Origin of the sequence: Campylobacter concisus (assembly GCF_003048375.1) — a bacterium.
Lineage (GTDB): Bacteria > Campylobacterota > Campylobacteria > Campylobacterales > Campylobacteraceae > Campylobacter_A > Campylobacter_A concisus_T.
The window spans coordinates 1,835,965-1,856,787 of sequence record NZ_CP021642.1; the positions used below are offsets into that span (position 1 = coordinate 1,835,965).

The following is a 20,823-nucleotide window of genomic DNA, read 5'->3' on the forward strand; positions in this document are numbered from 1 at the left end:
AATTTTAAAAGATTTTGTTTGTTAATCTTTTGTGGCTATAATGCGAAATAACAAATTTTATTATTAAGGAATTATTATGTTTGAATTAAGAAAACTTCCGTTTGACGCAAACCACAATGCAGTAGTAAGTGCTAAAACCTGTGAATACCACTACGGCAAGCACCACGCGACCTATGTTGCAAATTTAAACAATCTCATAAAAGATACAAAATTTGCTGACGCATCATTTTACGAGATCCTAAGAAATAGCGAAGGTGGCCTTTACAACAACGTCGCTCAAGTTTATAACCACGACTTTTACTGGGACTGTATCGCTAAAAAAAGCGAGATGTCAAGCGAGCTAAAAGCTGCGATCGAAGCAAATTTCGCAAACTTTAAAGAAGAGTTTTTAAAGGCAGCTACAACGCTTTTTGGTTCAGGCTGGGCGTGGCTTGTATTTGATCCAAGCAGCAAAAAGCTAGAGATCGTGCAAACTAGCAACGCAAAAACTCCAGTGAGCGATGGAAAAGTGCCACTTTTAGTCGTTGACGTTTGGGAGCACGCTTACTACATCGACAACTTCAATGCTCGTCCAAAATACCTAGAGACATTTTATGAGAACATAAACTGGGAATTTGTAAGCAAAGCTTACGAGTGGGCGCTAAAAGAGGGCCTTGGCTCAGTTGAGTTTTACACAAAAGAACTACATAAATGATATCTGGCGGGACTTTCCCGCCTTTAAATTTCTACTTTTTTTCAAATTTAACTATCAAATTTATCATTTTAAAAGAGTGCAAATGCTTCTTTTGACAAATGACCTTTTTATAAATTTACAACCAGCATGAGCTAGCTCATCTTTAAATTTCTATTTTTTAAATTTTAAAATCATCAAATTTCTAAGCAAAATCACTTTTAAAAAATAATGCGATTTTAAACGGCTCAAATTCTTGTTTTGCAAGCGGCTTCTTTTAAATCTAACGCTAGCGCGGGATATCTCACTTTCAAATTTCTTTTGAGTTGCTAAATTTAGCAAGCAATAGGCGCGATGATTGCTGCTTTAAAAGGCGTAAAATGCTTGTTTTGACGGTCTAATCTATTTTGGTGCAGTGGCTTTCACTTTAAATTTAGCGCTATAAAACAACTTCACGCCTTTAAATTTAAAACCACCCTGATACTCAAAATGCCCCTGAGCATTCGCGTTCAAAGGCTTTTTGCTTAAGCGCGAGCTATCTCGCCTTTAAATTTCTATCTTTCAAATTTAAGCTACTAAATTTATGAGCCAAAGCCACATTAATGCTCAAAATAATCGCGGTTTACAGCTTCAAACAGCCCAAGCGCGACCACGACACTATTTTTGGCACTAATACACGTTAGCGAAGTAGCAAAATAACAAAAGCTATCTCGCCTTTAAATTTATGAGTAATACTCACTTTGATATTTAAGAAATGGGAGCAGTATTTGTTACTTCAAAATGCCCCTGGTAGATATTTTGTATCAAGCAAAGGTGGCTTAAATTTCAAAGCCACCCAGCCAAAATTTATCTTTTTGAAGTGTATAAATTTATACCATTTTGCAAGCGTTTTAGCCCTTCAAGCACCCTTTCACGCTGCGTTGCGATATTCATACGAAGGAAAAATCTATCTCCTCTGTAAGCGTTGCCGTCATTTAGCCAAAGTCCAGCTTTATCGCGCAAGAAATTCATAAACTCACTCGAATCCTCGCAAAACGCACTGCAGTCAAGCCACAAAAGATAGGTCGCACTCGATGGCAAGAGCTTCACTGGCAAGCCTTGCTCTTTTATGAAGTTTGCAACGACCTTTTTGTTTTCAAAAAGATACTCTCTAAGCTCATCAAGCCACGCTTCGCCCTCGTTAAATGCAGCTATTGCGGCGATGATCGCAAAGGCATTTGCCTCGCCGACCTCATCGTAGTTGATAGCGGCATTTAGCCTTGATCTGATCTTTTCATTTGGCGTGACGACGGCTGAGCTTTGAAGGCCAGCTATGTTAAAGGCCTTTGTAGGCGAGATGCACGTGATGGAGTTGTTTTTGCACTCCTCGCTAACGCTGATAAATGGCACGTAGTTTAGACCTGGATCAGTTATATCGCAGTGAATTTCATCGCTAATAACCAAAACATCGTGCTTATAGCAAAGCTCGCCTATCTTTTTAAGCGTCTCTTTGTCCCAAATTTTGCCTATTGGGTTGTGAGGGTTGCAAAGAAGCATCATAGTAGTTAGCGGCTGAGCTAGCTTTGCCTCGAGGTCGTCAAAGTCGATCTCGTAAGAGCCATTTTTATAGACGAGGTCGTTTGATAAAATTTCACGTCCGTTGTTTTTGATGCAGTTAAAAAAGACGTGATAGACAGGCGCTTGCACTAAAATTTGATCTCCTGGGCTGCTAAATCTCCTAATGGCGGTCGAGATGGCCGGTATGACGCCAGTGCAAAAGCACATCCACTCGTTCTCTAAGCTCACGTTGTGACGTCTTTGCCACCAGCTCTTTATCGCTTCGTTCCACTCTTTTGGTATGAAAGAGTAGCCAAAGACGCCGTTATCAAGGCGCTTTTGCAAGACGCTTAAGATCTCAGGTGCGGCCTTAAAGTCCATATCTGCAACCCACATCGGCAAAACATCGCTCTTCATACGCCATTTTGATGAGTTGGTGCCTTCTCTGCTTACTAATGTGTCAAAATCGTACTTCATAGCTTTTCCTTAAATAAAATTTTAAATCAATTATAACCCAAAAGATACTAAGATGATTTAAAAATTTAATACCAAAAAAGGAAAAGTGATGAAACTAGCTCAGGCTCTCATCCTAAGATCTGACACGCAAAAGCGTATCGAACAGCTAAAAGTTAGGCTACTTAGCAATGCAAAAACGCAGGAGAATGAAAGTCCAAGCGAGGATCCAAAGCTGCTTTTAAAAGAGCTTGATAAGCTAACAAGCGAGCTTTTTACGCTCATTTGCTCTATAAATTTAACAAACTCAAGTGCTAAATTTGATGGCATGAGCCTCACTGAGATGATCGCTAAAAAGGATGCTTTGGTGCTAAAAGCAAACGTGCTTAGGGAGTTTGCCACGAGTGCTAGTCAAAAGGTCGATCTTTACTCAAACAGCGAGATCAAAATTTTAAGCACGGTCGATGTGAGCGCACTTCAAAAGCAAGTAGATGCGATTTCAAAAGAGATCAGAGAGCTTGAGATGAAGCTTCAGGAGGCAAACTGGTCGGTTGATCTAGTAGAGTAAAATTTATGGTAAAAATTTAGCCAAAAGCGAGTAAAAAACCATACATTAGCGGCTTGCGAAGACCAGGCAAAAGCTTAAATTTAGTCTTAGCAATCTTACAAATGCAAATTTAAAAAGCACTTTTACTACCACTTACTGGTTTGGCTATATTTTGGGTGGGTTTGGGGAAAATTAATCTTTATCATGTAAAATTTCGTAAATTTTTAAAAAGGAAATTTATGAAACTAGACACTCTCATCGTAAAAGGCATCGAAGCTAAAAACAACCCAAACAAAGCGGTCGTTCCGCCTGTATTTTTAGCTAGCACCTTCGTGCAAGATGACCTTGAAAATTTTCAAGAATTTGCCTACTCACGTGGCAACAACCCTACAAAAAAGGCGTTTGATGATATCTTTGCTAAAGTTGAAGGTAGCAAATACGCATTTAGCTTTGGCTCAGGCATGGCAGCAACAGCAGCTGCACTTAGCCTTATAAAAACAGGGCAAAAAGTCCTGCTAAATAGCAATGTCTATGGCGGCACATATAGATATGTCACGAGCGTTTTTGAAAGTCACGGCATAAAGAGCGAATTTATAGATGATCTAAATTTTTTAAGCGAAGATGATATAAGTGATGATGTGGCAGCTATCTTCATCGAAACTCCCTCAAACCCTCTTTTAAGAGTGACTGATATCGCTAGAATTTCAAAGATCGCTCACAAAAAGGGCGCTCTAGTCATCGTGGATAACACATTTTTGACGCCTTACTATCAAAAAGTGCTTGAGCACGGAGCTGACATCGTGGTTTATAGTGCTACAAAGTATATCGGCGGACACGCTGACGTGATCGCTGGTATCGTCACGCTAAACGACGATGCTTTGGCTGAAAAGATAAAATTTGCTAAAAACACGCTTGGTGGCATCATCAGTCCGATGGACGCATACTATCTAATACGTGGGCTTAAAACGCTTAGCGTTAGGTTTGACAGACAAACGCAAAATACCCATAAAATCATCAAATTTTTAGAGAATAATGACGCCGTTAGTGTGGTGCATTTCCCTGGCTCATACAGCGAGCAAGAGGCAAAGATGCAAGCGGCTCAAGCAAGCGATATCGGCGCTCTTATCTCATTTGAGCTTGATGAAAAATATGATGTAAATAAATTTGTAAAAGCGCTAGAAATTTTTGATCTAGCAGTGAGCCTTGGTGGCGTAGAGAGCCTTATCTGCAGGCCTGCTACGATGACGCATGAGGCATATCCAAAAGAGTTGCTAGACAAGATCGGCATAAAACAAAATTTGCTTCGCCTAGCCATCGGCATCGAAAACGTCGATGATCTAATAGCCGACCTTGATCAAGCATTTAAAAAAGCTAAAAGATAAGGAGAAATCATGGCAACTACAAAATTTAAAGGCAGTGAGGTAAATTTAAGCGGAAATGAGCTATTTGTCGGCTCTTATGCGCCTGAAGCCAGAGTCGTAGCGCAAGATCTTAGCGAATTTTGTGTGGGCGGAAATAACGGCATCGAGGTGCTTGTCTGCTTGCCCTCACTTGATACTGGCGTTTGTGCGGCAGAAGCACGTAAATTTAACGAAAAAGTAGCTGGAAAACACGGCATAAAACTTAGCATCATCTCAAACGACCTGCCATTTGCGATGGGGAGATTTTGCACGACTGAGGGCATAGAAAATTTGCGCGTGGGAAGTGACTTTAGATACGGCGAATTTGCCCAAAACTACGGCATGCTGATGAGTGACGGGGCGCTAAAAGGCCTGCTTGCAAGAGCGGTCTTTGTCATCAAAGATGGCGTCATCATCCACAAACAAATCGTCCCTGAAGTGACCCAGGAGCCAAACTACGACGCAGTTTTTGACACGATAAAACAAAGCGGCGGATGTGGCTGCGGATGTGGCTGCCATTAGAATTTAAGCTAACGCTGCTTTTGCGGCGTTAAGCCATGAATTAAAACTTTCTACAATTAATTATTTCATTAAAATCATAATGCTATAAGATTTAACTAACATATAATTTATATACTTAAATACAAAAGCAGATATTATAATAAATTCTTTTAATTAGCTAGAAATGATCTAAGAGCATAAATTTCTGTATCACATAGAAACCTTTATTTTTGCTACAATTGACTATGAAATTTAAAATAAGTCTAGGAGGATAGTCATGCAAAAGGTTTTTAGAGTATTTGTCTCATCAACATTTTCTGATTTTAAAGATGAAAGAGAAATTTTACAAACTGAAATTTTCCCTGAAATCAAAAAATACTGTGTAGATAAAGGAGCTTTGTTTCAGCCAATTGACCTTAGATGGGGAGTAAGTGAAGAAGCACAACTAGATCAAAAAACACTAGAAGTGTGTCTTGATGAGGTCAAACATTGCAAGGATCATCCTAAACCAAATTTTATACTTCTAACTGGAGATAGGTATGGTTGGATACCTCTGCCCTTCATGATAGAAAAAGATGAATTTGAAATACTATTATCAAAAGTAAAAGATGAAAAATTACTAAAAGAATGGTATAGACTAGACGAAAATCAAATCCCAGCGTCATATAGATTGCAAGAGCGCAAAGGTAAATATGTTAAATACGAAGAATGGGAAAAGGTGGAAAATACACTAAGAGAAATTTTACAAGAAGCATCTAAAGTTCTTAAGAAAGAAAGCCAAATAGCAAAATATTTCACTTCTGCTACGGAAGCTGAATTTTTAGAGCGTATTTCTAAAGATGAAAATGTAAAAGATAATATTTTTGCCTTTATAAGAAACATAAAAGATAAAGGCAATACAGACAACAACTTCTATGAAGCAAACAATCACGAAAGAGCCGCAAAGCTAAAAGAAAAGATCAGAGAACAAGTATCAAATTTACTAGAGCTAGATGCAAAAATTGTAGGCAAAAATGAACTAGATTATGAAAAAGATAGATTTAAAGAATGTCTGAAAAAGTTTTTAAAAGAAAAAATTGATGAGTTTTTTAAAAGTGAGAACAAAAGCGATCAAGGAAATGATGATAAAGAAAAAAAGGAAGATGGGAATCTTTTTTTAAAATTTAAAACAAACAAGCTTGAAGATTTTATATCAACACCAGAGCTTGATAAAGTAACAAAAGAGCTACTAGACTATATAGATGATACAAATTCCAATAAGCCATATTTTATATCTGGTAGATCTGGAAGTGGAAAGTCAGCCCTAATGGCCCACATCATAGATGAAGCAGAGAAAAATTTAAAGAAAATATCTTATATTTTTATCGGAACTACTCCAAGATCTACTAATTTAAACTATGTCCTTAGTTATCTACTGGGTGATAACATGCCTTATGTAGAGACTGAAGATGGTAATATCACAATAAAAAATGCAAAAATTAGTTTATCCTCTCAAGATGACGAGGGAATATCATCTAAAGAAGATATCTTTTCATATAAAGATATGTGCAAAAAGGCTGTAGAGACCATTAATGCTCTTGGGCAAAAAGAAGAGAACTTTGTATTTATGATAGATGCCATAGATCAACTAAACACAAATAATAACCCAGAGTGGATACCAGAGATATTGCCATCTAATGTTAAGCTTATTATAAGTATGCTAAATGATAACAATTACAGTGACGATTCAAGTGCTTACAATTTTATAAAAGATAGAAATTACAAGGTTATTGAACTAAAAAAATACTCAAAAGCCTTAGACCTTTTAGAAAACACATTAAAGAAAAAAAATAGAAAGGTCACACAAGAGCAATCAAACTATTTCTTGGAACAATACAAAGATGCTCAAACTCCATTTTTTATAAAAATGGCTGCAATGGAAATGGCAGAGTGGAGAAGCTATGATGTGATCAAAAAGGATGTTGATCTAGCAAATAATAATAAGGATGTAGTAAAGGAATTCATATCAAATCTAGGTTCGATACATCATCATAGCAAAGATTTTATTCAAAAGATACTATGTTATCTTTATATATCACAAAATGGACTCTCTGAAAATGAGATATTAGAATTACTTGATTGTATAGTAAAAAATAACAACAAAAGAAATAATAAATTTATAGAAGCAGTATCTCCTGAGAAATGGCATAAAAATCCTATACAAAATTTCCCTACAGTGCATTGGAGTAGATTATGGTATGTATTAAAAGATCTCTTAAAAAGAAGTGTTATAGATGGTAGGGAGGTATTATACTTCTTTCATAGAGAGTTTGAAAATGCTATTTATGAAATTTATGAAAATGAACTAAAAAAAGAGACTGAAAATTTTTTAGAAGATATAGTAGTCTTGTTTGATACTTCTAAAGGTAGGTGGCAGGTACTATTTTTATCAATACTTGAATTTTATGTAAATAGATACAATGAAAATGTTGATAAATATTGTCAAATCCTAGCAAATAAAAACGATATAGACGATACTTTAAGAAAAAGAAATAAAAAATTAACATATTTATCTCACAACAATCCAAGCAAGGACTTAATAAGTAGATTTAAAATTTTATCTTATATTGTAGAGATTTTATATAAACAAGATAGTAAAAAGTGGGCTAGAAGCAAGGCTGTAATAACAAATAACCTTGCCACCATATACTTTAAATTTAACAAAGAAGATAAAGTAAAAGATATAAAAGAGTTACTTAAAAACTCGCTCGCTGCTATCGATAGTGGAAGCGATAAAGAACAGTGGGCAATAACGTATAAAAGGATTTTTACAAATCTCCTATTTGCGTATCTTTATATTGGGGATAGCAAAGAGCTAAAAGACCTCTTAAGCAAATTTAGAGGCTACAAGCAAATAAATAGTGGGGATATTATTTTTGGTAAAGAACCATATACCTTACTTGATATCACTCCTGATCAATTAAATGATAGCGCAATAGATATATTTCTCAACCTACCTACAGAACATATAGATGAGAATTTGGCAAATATCTTATATGATATATGTGTCAAAATTACAAATAACAATAAAAATATTAATCCAAAACAATACATTATGGTATTAGAAAAAGCAAGCTCTATCATAAAACCACTATATGAAAAGTTGCCTGATAGTTACTCAAATCACTATGCATATATATTAAATAAATTGGCTGTGTCATATTATGAGCTCAAAGATATAAACAGTGCTATAAATAGGCTATTTGAACTCCCACAAGAAGATATGAGTGATGAGTTGGTGAATATATCCTATAACAATATCATAAGCTTTACACATGAATTTACCAATGTAAGCAATATCAATATAGCCTTGGCGCTATTGATAAAAGCAAAAGATATTATAGAGCCTTTATATAATAAAGATAATAAAAAGTGGGCAAATAATTGGGCAGAAATATTAAATTTAGCTGCCAAGAATTACTTTATTAAACAAGACTGTGACAATACACTTAACATGCTAATAAATTTACCTACAGATGGGCTAAATGATGAAACAGCAAATACATGCATAGCAAATATAACGCAACTACATAATATTATAAAAGCTCCAAATTTAATAGATCAAATAAAAGCACAAAAAGATTTATTAGAAAAAGCAAGGGAGATCACCAAGAATAAATACAAGGAAAATCCTCAAAAATGGGCGAGTGATCATGCAAAAATTCTAAATCCCCTTGTAGTTAGATACAAAGACCTAAACGATATAACAAATATGTTATCAGCTTTGCAAGACATACCTGAACAATATCTTTCTATAGAAGCGATAGATATGTCGTTTAAAAATATCGTAATTATCGCAAAAGCACTTAAAAGAAGTGGCAATCAGGAAATATCGAAAGAGCTTTTAAATAAGGCCAAAGTCATATTAGAACCAGAGTTTAACTATTGGAATAATATGTATATGGAAGTATTGAATGAGCTAAAAGACTAATATAAACAAAGAGGTAAAAATGCTATTTATTTCACATTCTAGCAAAGATAAAAATGAAGTAAATGAGATAGTAACTAAGCTAAATGTATCAAAACTGCTGATATGGATATGTGACGATAATATATCTAGCGGAGCCGACTATACTAAAGAGATACCAAAAGCTATAAGAAATTCAAATGCCATTGTGTTTGTGATGTCCAAAAATTCGGTCGCATCCAAACACGTATTAAAAGAGTTAGGGCTGGCATTAAAATACAATAAGCCGATATTTCCTATAAATATAGATGGATGTGAAACAACAGAAGATACTGAATATTTTTTTGTAGATACGCAGATATTTTATAAAAAAGATAAAGATATAAATCAATTTATCAGTGATATAAAAAATAAATTGCGCCCGCCTAGAGATAATACTTTAAATCTAAGCAAGACAAATATTAAAACCTTTGCTATTCAACACTTTAAAGCGATGAAATATAAAATTTCACTTGGTGACTGGGAGAAAAATAAGCAGGTAGATAAATTTTGCAAGAGCTATCCTAATTTAAAAGATGAACTTATAAAATATCTATGTGAAAACTGTTTTTGGGCCAGCAAAGGCAAAACTGAGCTTATCATCTCACCACACTTTTTATCTTGGGCTACAATATCTTATTTTAAAGGATTTGAGGGAGAGTTATATTGGGATATAGCAAATTTCATAAAGCCTGGTTTTGTTAAAAATAATGATGTTTTGCTTAGAGAAAAAAGCGCTTTTGCAAACAGTCTTAGAAATAACGAGAGCCAAAAAGAGTTAAAAATAACTTTTTATCTGTTTATTAAAACCCCACCGATATTTGAAAGTAAAAAATACACATTACCTTTTTTAAAAAAGTATGGCGAAAAAGAGCAATTACCTAATTTATTTATAAACAACTCTATAATGCCCCAATGGATCGATATAGATAGCGCAGAAACAATAAACAGCGATATCTTTAAAGGATTTAAAACAGCTTATGAAACCATAAAAACTGATGAGGATATAGAACTAGAAAATATAGAATATGAACAATATAATGGCAGAGTCGCAGAGACAATGGCAGCGACATTTTTAAAGAGAAATGGTCTTTTAGTGCAAAGATTTGGCATAGAAAATACACTTGGAAATTCACTCTCTTTTGTGAAACGAGCGATATCTTTAGAGGATAGCGATGCCATAGATAGCATTAAAGAATTTATGAGCTCTCCTGATCTATTGGTAATAAAACTTAATACAAAAAATGAGATAGTAAATTCTTTTATGATGGATGTAAAATGGCGAGAATTTAAAAATAAAAGTGACTTGATAGATAGTCTATCAAATGGGGATTTAAATTTTCAAGCTAAAAAATATAGTAGATATTGGGAGCGAAGCTTTTTATTTTTATTTGCTATTTTTAAGGAAACGAAAGAGATAAAAATATATATAATAAACGCAAAAGATACTGCGCAAGAGCCAATTGAGCTAAAAAAGGATACTAGATTTATTTGGTTGGATGAAAACGAAATAGAGATTTTATATAAAGAGGCTACTAAATATTGGATAAATTAGATATGTAGCCTAAAAACAAATATTTCACGTCAATACTTAGTTTTATTAAAAATACTATATTCATTTTAACCACACAACCTATAAATATAAAGTATAATAGCTCATTATAATTTTCGTGATTTTAAACTTTGCACTATAAAAAATATTATTTGGAGAGCACAATGAAGTTTGATTTTAAAAGGTATTACCGTAGTTTTATATATAGCAACTTAAACGACACCACAATGCTGATATGTGGTATCTTAACTGTCTTTTTCTCTTTTCTTGGGCACTCCATTGAAAATGGTTTCTTCTCTGGCTTTTTAAAATCAGCCTACCAAACGCTAGCTCTATTACTTGGAAACTATGATTTTAAAGCAACTAACATTGTCAGTAAATGCTCACTTTATATAGCTATAGTCTTTACTCTATTTTTTTACTGCAGTGTTTTTATTAAACTACTTGGCAAAAAGCTTAGAACATGGTTCTTTTTAAAATTTCTTGCAAAAAATCATATCGTGATATGCGGTGCTGGAGATATGGGATATGCCTTGGCTAAAGATATCTTAAACAAACATCAAGATAAAAAGCTATTAGTCGTGGACATAAATCCTGCAAATGATAATTTAAATAGTATATGCACACTTGGTGGATATGCTATATCTGGTAACGCTATCGATAAAAATGTATTAAATAAACTCAATATAACAAAAGCTGAAAAAATCATCCTTATGACTGGCAAAGATATATCAAATTTAGAAATTCTGGACGCTATCACTAAAGTTATTCCTGAAGCAGATAAAAATGATCCAGATAATGAAAAAAATATATACATACACTTAGAATCAAAAGAAAACTACGAAATATTGCAAAGCATAAAAGAAAAAGAAAACGACAAAGTATCGCTAAGCATAAAAAACAAAAAAGATAAATTAAATTCAGAAATTCTGGATGATATTACTAAAGTTATTCCTGAAGCAGATAAAAATGATCCAGATAATGAAAAAAATATATACATACATTTAAAATCAAAAGAAAACGACAAAGTATCGCGAAGCATAAAGACCAGAAAAAATATATCAAATTTAGAAATTAAGAAAGCTATCACTAAAGTTATTCCTGAAGCAGATAAAAATGATCCAGATAATGAAAAAAATATATACATACATTTATCATCAAGTATGATTAATATAAGAGCATTTAGTGTTTATGACAATGCAGCACAAACACTATTTATGAAGCACCCTCTAGGTGAAAATGTAGATACAATAGATAATGGTAGTGTAAATCTTGCCATAGTAGGCTTTGACGCAGCAGGGCTATCTGTGCTATACCGCGCTTTAGCCTTAGGTCATTTTTTTAACGGCAAACCACTAAACGTAACGATCTTTGACAATAACCACGAAAAAAAGAGAGCCGAGTTTTTAAAACTATATCCTATTGGCTTAAAGGCAGGTGGCATAATCAATTGGAATATCTATTTTAAAGATGATAGAGAGTTATTTAACAAAGATGGAATAAAAAATTTTAACCAAATCATTTTTTGTAAAACTAACGTTCAAGCAAGCCTTACTGATATAGCTAGGATCATAAAAAATCAATCAACTCATTTGGAAAACAAACAGTTTTTTATATTTATAGATAAACATGATGGCATAAAAGGCATTGCAAATGATATCAAGATAGGTGATAAAAACAAAATAGACATTATACCTTTTGGCAATTTTTCTCAAATTTGCTCTTACGATGTCGTTGTAAATGAGATATACGACAAAATGGCCATAAGGGCAGATCAACGATATAGTGATCTTCATGATTATGATACAAATTGGGGCGGTCTGTCACCTTTTTTACAAGACTCAAATAGAATGCAAGTTGAACACTTGCCTATAAAACTAAAAGCGATAAACAAGCTATTGAGCAAAAACAGATTTTTAGAGTATGATGAAGCAAAGGAAAAAGCTCGAAATAGATGGTTTGATCTTATGCTTAATGATCAAAATGTTTCTGATATAAATAAAATAGATTTATGGGATAAGATAGAGGGGGCTAAAATTTTAGCAACATATATAAGTCTTGACAACATAGAAAAATTAGCCAAAATGGAAAAACATCGCTGGAATGCTTTTTATATCTTAAATGGCTGGACTACTATACCAAAACCAGAGGGGCAAAACTATCCTCATAGAAAAGATGACAATAAAAAAGAGCATGCTCTTTTGATCGGCTGGGATGAGCTAGAAGAAGCTTCTAAATATATAGTTGAAGATGGTAAAAATGATGATGAAGAAGCTTCTAAATATATAGTTGAAGATGGTAAAAAGCCTCATAACTACAAAAGTGATGATGTAGAGACAGTTATGAGAGCTTACGATATGATAGTTTCAGCTTTTGAAGATGATAAAATCTTACAAGATGAAAATTCCATCTATTGTAAAGAGATATTCGAGTTTAAACAAAAAATAGACAGAATCAAAAATAAATGAGAACCATTTTCCTAGCGGCTAAATATATAGCCATACAAAAAGGCAAAGATGTTATAGAAGCTGAAGATATAGTAGAAGCGGTAAATTCGGTTGAAATAACTGATCCTAATTTTAAAAAAATCTTAGCATCGATTGGTCTTAAAAGGTCTAAAAATAATACTAAAATAGATGAATTTGCTATTAACGTTGCAATGAAAAATAACACTGTTAAATTTTCTGAAGAAGTGAATAAAATAAAGAGGATTCTTGAACAAAACGGATATGGCTTTAACACAAATATTAGCAATCTTAAAAAGATAGATAAGAGCGAACCACAAGAAGAAGCATGGCATACAAATCAAGGATGCTTCTCTCTCATTAACAAAATAAAAAAAGAACTAGAAGATAAAATTTACTCTCAAGAGCAAGCTATAGAGACAATACTAGATAAAGTCGTAACCTTTTACTACAGAAAAAACATAAATTCTCTAAAAGCTATCTTCTTTTTTCTTGGACCGCCAGCCACTGGCAAGACCTATTTGGCTGAAATACTAGGGGAAATTTTAACTGGTTATTCTACTAAAGTCTTTAATATGAGCACATATCAAGGTGAAAATCAAAATTTTGCCCTTACTGGACTAAGTGCTGGCTATAAAAATGAAAGAGAAGGCGATCTAACCAAATTTGTAAAAGAACATCCTAAGTCTATATGTGTGTTTGACGAGATCGAAAAAGCCCATCCAAATGTTCAAAATGTCTTTTTAGACATTATGGCTAGGGGTAAAACAGATGATGATTTTACTAAAAAGACTGTTGATTTTAGTGAATGTATTTTTATATTTACATCAAATTTAGGCAGTGAGCTCTACTCTAATAAAAATTTCCTAAACACTATGGCGCTAGAGGTAAATTCTGCTCAAAACATCATTTTAGAAACTATCAGCAGAGAGAAAAGCACTGCTTATAGCAGAGGTGAAGCAGAGCCTATCTTTAAACCAGAATTTTTATCTAGACTTGCTCAAGGCGAGATAGTGTTGTTTAACAAGCTTACTTTTAATGCGCTACTACGTATCGCTAGAGAAAATTTCCAAACCGATATGAGAAATTTTGAAAAAGCTTTTGGCATAAAAATAGAAATGCCACAAGAGGAAGAGTTGCTATTAAAAGCAAATTTACTTACATATCTGCCATTTATCGATGCAAGATGCATAAAATCAAAATTTAGCCAAAAAATATTTGACAATATAACAGATCTTTTGAGAAGCTGCCAAAAAGATATCAAAAAGATCAAATTTATCATAGATAGTGAAGCTATAAAGTCTCTAAAAAATATCATAAAAGACGATCCAAAACAAAACGATGAATTAATTATGGATTGCTTTAGAAAAAATCAAACATTAAAATTTTTAAACAAGATCGAAGTAACAGGCAAGACATTAATTATTAAGTACCACAATGCTTACATAGCCAAACTGCCAAAATCAGTTGATTATTCAGATGAGGCAGGAAGCATAATCGCTGATATACCTAGCATAAAATTTGATGATATAGCTGGGCATGAAAAAGCCAAAAAACGCTTAAATGAGATAGCTACTCTTTTAAAAAATAAAGAAAAAATAGTAAATTTTAATATAGATGCACCAAAGGGCATATTGCTTTATGGACCTCCTGGCACTGGTAAAACCATGCTTGCAAAAGCATTTGCAAACGAGGCCGAACTTCCTTTCATAAGCACTACTGGAAGTGAGCTTTTAGATATGGAGTTAATGAAAAAAGTATTTAAAAGAGCTAGGGAGTATGCCCCATCGATCATTTTCATAGATGAGATAGATGCTATAGGCAAAAGAGATGGCAGCAGGCTAGATATTTTAATCAATCAATTTTTAACTGAAATAAATGGTTTTGGCGACAATTTAGATATTTTCATCATCGCTGCTACGAATTTAAAAGAGAAATTAGATCCTGCTATTTTACGTTCTGGTCGCATAGATATACATATCCATATCGGTATGTTAGATAAAGAAGCTCGTGGATATTTCATAGACAAGATGCTTAAAAATCCAACCGTAGGCAACATAAATAAAAGCAAGCTTATAAAATTTAGTGTAGGAATGAGCGGAGCTGATTTACAAAAAGCATATAGAGAAGCGTCCCTAGAAGCTTTGCGTAACGGGCTTGAAGGCATTAGTGAAGAGCTAATTTTAGAGCATATCAACAATGTAAAATACGGCGACAAACTAACTGGCAAAACCTACGCACAGATACAAGCTGAAACAGCATATCATGAAGCAGGTCACGCCATTATTTCACATATATTAATGCCGCACGTAAAAATAGAACAAATAACGGTTGAGCCAAGAGGCAAGGCATTTGGTTTTGTAGCCTTCGATAGAGAAGAGGATGTTAAAAATTTAAGCTTTGATGATATCAAAAACCAAATTTGTGTCTCTTTTGCAGGTAGAACAGCAGAAATTTATTTTCAAAAAAATGAAGGTATAGACACTGGCGCGACTAACGATCTAAAAGTAGCGACAAATTTGGCATATAGTGCTGTTAAAAACTACGGCATGAGCAATATAGGATATATAAATTTAGAGTCTATTGATAGCTTTGGTAGTAATTTAAACGACAAAATAGATAACGAAGTTCTAGAAATTTTAAAAGAACAAAAAACAAGGTGTGAGCAGCTAATCAAAGAAAACAAAGACAAGATAAACAAACTAGCAAAACTCCTTATAGAAAAAGAAGTTATTGATGAGGATGAGTTTTTAAAACAGGTTAAAGACGATGCTTAAGCCTTAAAAATAACCTAGGACATACCATGAAAAAAGCCTTTAGATTATTCATATCTTCTACTTTTGAAGACTTTAAAATAGAAAGAGACCTGCTTCAAAATGAAGTCTTCCCTAAGATACGAGAGTACTGCGAAAGTAAAGGCTTTTCTTTTCAGCCCATAGATCTTAGATGGGGCATCAATAACGAAGCTCAATTAGATCAAAAAACTCTACCAGTCTGCCTTAGAGAGGTGAGAAACTGCGCGTCATATCCACATCCAAATTTTCTAATCATGCTTGGCGATAGATATGGTTGGGTCCCACTTCCTTATATAATAGACAAAAAAGAGTTTGATGATATACGAAAAAAATTAAAGAGTTCAGATAAACAACTATTAGACGAATGGTACCGATTAGACAAAAACCAATTAAGTGAAGATAAAGACCGTGGCTGCTATATATTAAAGCGTAGAGACGGAGCTTTTGTAAAATACGAAGAGTGGTATAAAGTTGAAGAAAAAATACGCCAAATATTGCAAAAAGCATCCGAAAATTTCCCAGAAGATAAAAAGAAAAAATACTTTATGTCTGCTACGCACCATGAGTTTGAAGAGATATGTAAAAACGAAAGCAACAAAAATTTCATAATCCCTATCTTTAGGCGGTTTAAGAACCAAAAGCAACCTCGCAATCAAAATATCGAAAATTTTAGACAAAGTGTAGAAAACAACATACCAAAAGAGTGCAAACACAATATCATTAACGAAGAGATTGATAATAAATTTAAAATATACTCTAAAGCTAAATTTATAGCGCAGATAGTGAAAAAACTAAAAGCAAATATAGACGTAGGTATAAAAGAGTTTAGTAGTGCTCCAGAAAATTTTGAACACAACATATTTAAAACACAGCAGATAGATACATTTTTGGGTAGGCAAAAATCACTAAAAAAGATCACCAACTATTTAAACGATGAAACTGACACGCCACTCATCATATACTCTCACTCTGGTATGGGTAAAACAACGCTTATGAAAAAAGCGATCGAAGAGGCAGAAGAAGCAACCCTTGGTAAAGCTCGCATTTTTTACAAATTCGTTGGAGCCGATGGTAAATCCTTTTATAAAAGGGATTTATTAACCGATCTCATCTGTGAGATAGAAGGCTCATCACAAAAAGACAACCTAAACAACCTAAGCGAATATGATTTTGACAAATATGTCAGCGAATTGCTCTCAAGCGATAAAGATGAAAATATAGTTATTTTTATAGATGCACTTGATCAGCTTAAAGCAACAGATCAACTCTTTTGGCTACCGCAAAAACTTGGTAAAAACGTAAAGATCATTTTATCTGTTTTAAAAGATGAAGAATTTAGAGATGACAGCATTTATTTTAAAAATTTGATCAAAAAATATGGAGATAAAAATACCATAAATTTAAACAATGATAGTTTAAGTAGTGAGGCAAAAGGGCTATTTGAAAATTTCCTTGGAAAACATAAAAGGACGCTGACAAAAGAACAAATAAACGAGGTAGAAAAGAAATTTAAAAATGCAAACTGCTCTCCTTTGTATGCATTTATCATCTCACAAGAGCTAAAAAATATAAGCTCAAACGACAAAATAGATATCGCGGACGATATACCTAGCGCTATAAATGAATTTATAGATAACCTTGAAAATTTATACCATCAAGAAGAGCTTCTTATACAAAAGGTCTTAAGCTACATAGCCTTTAGCAAATACGGCATTAGCGAGAACGAGCTACTTGACCTACTATCAAAAGAGATAAAAAGCGACAAAAAATTTTACAACAAAGTCTTTTTTATAAAAAACGTCTCTTTATCCAACAACATATCATTTCCTATATCTCTTTGGGCAAGTTTATCTAGCCTACTTGAGCCATTTTTAACTCTTGTTTATAAAGACGATAAACTACTCATAAACTTTTTCCACAGGCAGTTTATAGAGGCTATCACTAAAAGATATGAAAAATACAAACAAGAAACGCACTTGAAACTAGCAGAGTACTTTTATAGCTTTGAGAAAAAAGAAAAACTATGGGACGAAAGATACTATTCACCAAGAGCTCTAAGCGAGCTATTTTACCATCTATACTACTCAAATTCTAAGAAATTTGAAAAATATCTAAATCATCTAGAACTTATCGGCAGCATATATGATCATTATAAATTTAAAGATTTCAGAGAAATTTTGGATAACCTAGATGAAGATAAATTTTTGGCTCAAAAGAGCTTCTACCGAGAAAAGGACTATCTTTTCAATGATAATACGAACTATTTTAAACCACACATTGTATTGTTTCAACTAGCTTATGCAGATGGTAAAGACTCGCAGCTAACTATATCCGCCAAAAAGCTCTTAAGGGCTGGCAAAGTAAATTTCTGCTGGCTTAAGTCTAGCAATATCCCCGCAAATTTTACCAGGACTGGACTACTAGCAGTTTTTGACTGGGAAAATACCAAAAGACTATCAAATGGGAATTTTTTGGTTACAAAGTCTGGAGGTAACCAGTGTATTTTTTCTAAAGATTTCAAATTTCTATCAGATCTAAGGACAAGATCCAAAAGTTACTATGAACTGCAAAATGGTAATCTCTTGAATAAAACATTTAAAACTGTTGATTATGATGATATAGAAATTATTACGACTATTACGAATGATGGACAAAATGTAAATACACCAAAAGAGCTAATATTTGAAAAAGAACTAGAGAATGGTGATTTGCTGTTATATGACGGCAAAAACTATGGTGTATATTCTGTTGATCTAAATTTAAAGAAGCAATACTCAAACGAAGAATTTGACTTTTTTATGATACAAAAATATGAACTAGATATGCAAGATAACTATAAGTATTATCTAGGACAAGATATCAAGATCGAAAGAATTACTTATGATTATATATATGATGAAGACGACTACCCAATTCCGCTTTATAATTACAATATATACGACAAAAAAGACAGCCTGCTCATAACAGCACAAGATGTTGCTCTTTTTAAAAATAAATACATATTATTAAATATATGTAAAGACGATAACTCAGCTCTTCATATCTACTCTCTTGGTATGAAACTTATAAAAGTTATATCACTAAGCATCAAAAGCTGTTGCGTAAAGGAGCTTAGTAATGGTGATATACTTTTAGACAACAGCGCCATACTAACCAGCGAATGGGAAATAAAATATAAATTTGAAAAGATAGCACTGATTAAAAATAATACTCTGCTAGTAGCTGATAAAAATGGTACCTCATTTTTTGACGAGAATTTAAAAAATATCTTATTTGTAAGCGATCTTGAATTTAAAAACCTCACAAAACTAAAAAATCAAAATTTACTCATATATTTTGAACATCGCATTGATTTTGTCACCAGTGACCTAAAAAATATAACAACTATTGCATCTAAAAAAGACTCCGACTTTTTTAGCACTGATGATATCCACTTTAAAGACTTTGGCGATATCATGGTTTTATATAGAGACCACATAGATATAAAATTTTATGAGACAAAAACTGGGAAGCTTTTTAAAACTCTGCAGGCGCAATATAGCATAACTGGTTTAGAAATTTTTGACAACAAGGCATTGATAAACTTTGGAGAGTTAAAAAAGGCATTTTTATATAGTTTAAAGCAAAGCTACAACAAGATAAGCAACTTTAATGGAAAACTAGAAAAGGTCAGTGCCTTTACAAATAATTATGTGATTGCGTATTTTAGCAATGGAAATATCTATATATACTACAAAGATTTTAAAATAAAAAAGCTTTACGAACACTGTGATGATCTGGAGATACAAAAAGATACCTTTACCATCAAAGAAAAAAATAGCGATATATGCATAATTAATAAAGAGTTGAAAGCTATAAAACATATAAAGGAGCCATATACTATAGGAGAGTGCTTATCAAATGACAACATATTATTATATGAATTAGAAGATGACATTCTAATTAAAAGCTTTTATATGTACCTAAAAAGTGACAATACCATTAAAAAAATAGATGCACCAGTATTTGGCGCACTCGGAGATGATACTAAAATAAATATAGACAGCGCTAGAAATAAAGTTACCATTGAACGCTTTTTGCAAGGAGAGGTAGTCCAAAAATATATATACGACAAGAATGGAAATAGTATAAGAAATGCAATAGAACAAGAAAATAAAAATCCTTCTTATAGGGTCATTAAAAAAACTAGCAAAGGGATGAAACTAGAAGTAAGAGATAATGATTTTATAATGGAAGTGTATTTTAAATACTATAGCAAAATGTATATTAATTACACAAAAATCTATAGATCAAATATATTTTTAGATACAAATAACAACTTTATACTAACTTTCAATTTTGCTGACTGCGAAGATAAAGGCTATTTTGAAGAAATAACCACAATATACAGCCGTAATAGAAAAAGACTAAAAACCATACTAGGCACTTCTCTTAAAAAACAACTGAGCAATGAAAATATACTAATGACCTCTGGCGATCTCTATTCATCAAAATACAAATACATAAAAAAAATACATGGAAATTTTGTTAAAGAACTTAATGACGGTAGTTTGATCTTTACCGAAAACGACAAAACCTTTTATTATGATGCAGACTATAGACTAATAAATAACAATGACACCTTTAATATAGATGCCTCTAAGCACGATAAATTTGATTATATACCAGACAAGCATATTTTTATCTATCACTATGATCCAAATAGACCAAGAGTTATAGAATTTGAACAAGAATGTAAAGTAAAAAATTTTAAAGATTACTATGTAGTAGTATTTAAACATGGCATAGCTATCTTATATAAATATATCGATAAGAGAAAATTTTTCTATATGCCAGAAGAAACAACAGTGATAAAAATATATAAAAATAAATGTTTGGTTTATAATGAAGATGGATTTTCATATTTTATGTTTAGCTAA

Annotated in this window: 10 protein-coding genes; 9 read left to right on the top strand and 1 reads right to left on the bottom strand. The window is 32.9% G+C overall.

Annotated features, from left to right (window positions below):
- Positions 1-76 precede the first annotated feature (76 nt).
- Complete coding sequence (gene sodB, locus CCS77_RS09200; RefSeq protein ID WP_107917207.1) at positions 77-694, top strand: superoxide dismutase [Fe]; 618 nt, start codon at positions 77-79, stop codon at positions 692-694.
- 822 nt (positions 695-1,516) lie between these two features.
- Here the strand turns inward: sodB and CCS77_RS09205 are convergent.
- Positions 1,517-2,683: a MalY/PatB family protein gene (locus CCS77_RS09205; protein WP_021086330.1), complete on the bottom strand. Its 1,167-nt coding sequence runs from the start codon at positions 2,681-2,683 to the stop codon at positions 1,517-1,519.
- An 88-nt stretch (positions 2,684-2,771) separates the two neighbouring features.
- Here CCS77_RS09205 and CCS77_RS09210 point away from each other — a divergent pair, with 88 nt between their 5' ends.
- The 8 genes from CCS77_RS09210 to CCS77_RS09245 all read left to right on the top strand — a co-directional run bounded on the left by CCS77_RS09210 (position 2,772) and on the right by CCS77_RS09245 (position 20,823).
- Positions 2,772-3,227: a DIP1984 family protein gene (locus tag CCS77_RS09210; protein WP_107917208.1), complete on the top strand. Its 456-nt coding sequence runs from the start codon at positions 2,772-2,774 to the stop codon at positions 3,225-3,227.
- Positions 3,228-3,445: 218 nt separating this feature from the next.
- Positions 3,446-4,588: a trans-sulfuration enzyme family protein gene (locus CCS77_RS09215; RefSeq protein ID WP_103607213.1), complete on the top strand. Its 1,143-nt coding sequence runs from the start codon at positions 3,446-3,448 to the stop codon at positions 4,586-4,588.
- A gap of 9 nt (positions 4,589-4,597) precedes the next feature.
- Positions 4,598-5,128 carry a thiol peroxidase gene (gene tpx, locus CCS77_RS09220; RefSeq protein ID WP_103575517.1) on the top strand — a complete coding sequence of 177 codons (531 nt, stop codon included), beginning with the start codon at positions 4,598-4,600 and terminating at the stop codon, positions 5,126-5,128.
- A 256-nt stretch (positions 5,129-5,384) separates the two neighbouring features.
- Positions 5,385-9,077, top strand: coding sequence for a DUF4062 domain-containing protein (locus CCS77_RS09225; RefSeq protein ID WP_107917209.1), 3,693 nt, complete (start codon positions 5,385-5,387; stop codon positions 9,075-9,077).
- Between the two features lie 19 nt (positions 9,078-9,096).
- Complete coding sequence (locus tag CCS77_RS09230) at positions 9,097-10,647, top strand: toll/interleukin-1 receptor domain-containing protein (protein WP_107917210.1); 1,551 nt, start codon at positions 9,097-9,099, stop codon at positions 10,645-10,647.
- A gap of 161 nt (positions 10,648-10,808) precedes the next feature.
- Complete coding sequence (locus tag CCS77_RS09235) at positions 10,809-13,112, top strand: NAD-binding protein (protein WP_107917211.1); 2,304 nt, start codon at positions 10,809-10,811, stop codon at positions 13,110-13,112.
- Positions 13,109-15,886, top strand: coding sequence for an AAA family ATPase (locus tag CCS77_RS09240; protein ID WP_107917212.1), 2,778 nt, complete (start codon positions 13,109-13,111; stop codon positions 15,884-15,886). The genes CCS77_RS09235 and CCS77_RS09240 overlap by 4 nt, the downstream gene beginning before the upstream one ends.
- A 26-nt stretch (positions 15,887-15,912) precedes the next feature.
- Positions 15,913-20,823 (top strand): ATP-binding protein, encoded by a 4,911-nt coding sequence (locus CCS77_RS09245; RefSeq protein WP_107917213.1) that lies wholly within the window; start codon positions 15,913-15,915, stop codon positions 20,821-20,823.

Excerpts from the sequence above, each read along its gene's own strand:
- sodB (WP_107917207.1), top strand. The coding sequence starts at position 77 with ATGTTTGAATTAAGAAAACTTCCGTTTGACGCAAACCACAATGCAGTA.
- CCS77_RS09205 (WP_021086330.1), bottom strand. The coding sequence starts at position 2,683 with ATGAAGTACGATTTTGACACATTAGTAAGCAGAGAAGGCACCAACTCA.
- CCS77_RS09210 (WP_107917208.1), top strand. The coding sequence starts at position 2,772 with ATGAAACTAGCTCAGGCTCTCATCCTAAGATCTGACACGCAAAAGCGT.
- CCS77_RS09215 (WP_103607213.1), top strand. The coding sequence starts at position 3,446 with ATGAAACTAGACACTCTCATCGTAAAAGGCATCGAAGCTAAAAACAAC.
- tpx (WP_103575517.1), top strand. The coding sequence starts at position 4,598 with ATGGCAACTACAAAATTTAAAGGCAGTGAGGTAAATTTAAGCGGAAAT.
- CCS77_RS09225 (WP_107917209.1), top strand. The coding sequence starts at position 5,385 with ATGCAAAAGGTTTTTAGAGTATTTGTCTCATCAACATTTTCTGATTTT.
- CCS77_RS09230 (WP_107917210.1), top strand. The coding sequence starts at position 9,097 with ATGCTATTTATTTCACATTCTAGCAAAGATAAAAATGAAGTAAATGAG.
- CCS77_RS09235 (WP_107917211.1), top strand. The coding sequence starts at position 10,809 with ATGAAGTTTGATTTTAAAAGGTATTACCGTAGTTTTATATATAGCAAC.
- CCS77_RS09240 (WP_107917212.1), top strand. The coding sequence starts at position 13,109 with ATGAGAACCATTTTCCTAGCGGCTAAATATATAGCCATACAAAAAGGC.
- CCS77_RS09245 (WP_107917213.1), top strand. The coding sequence starts at position 15,913 with ATGAAAAAAGCCTTTAGATTATTCATATCTTCTACTTTTGAAGACTTT.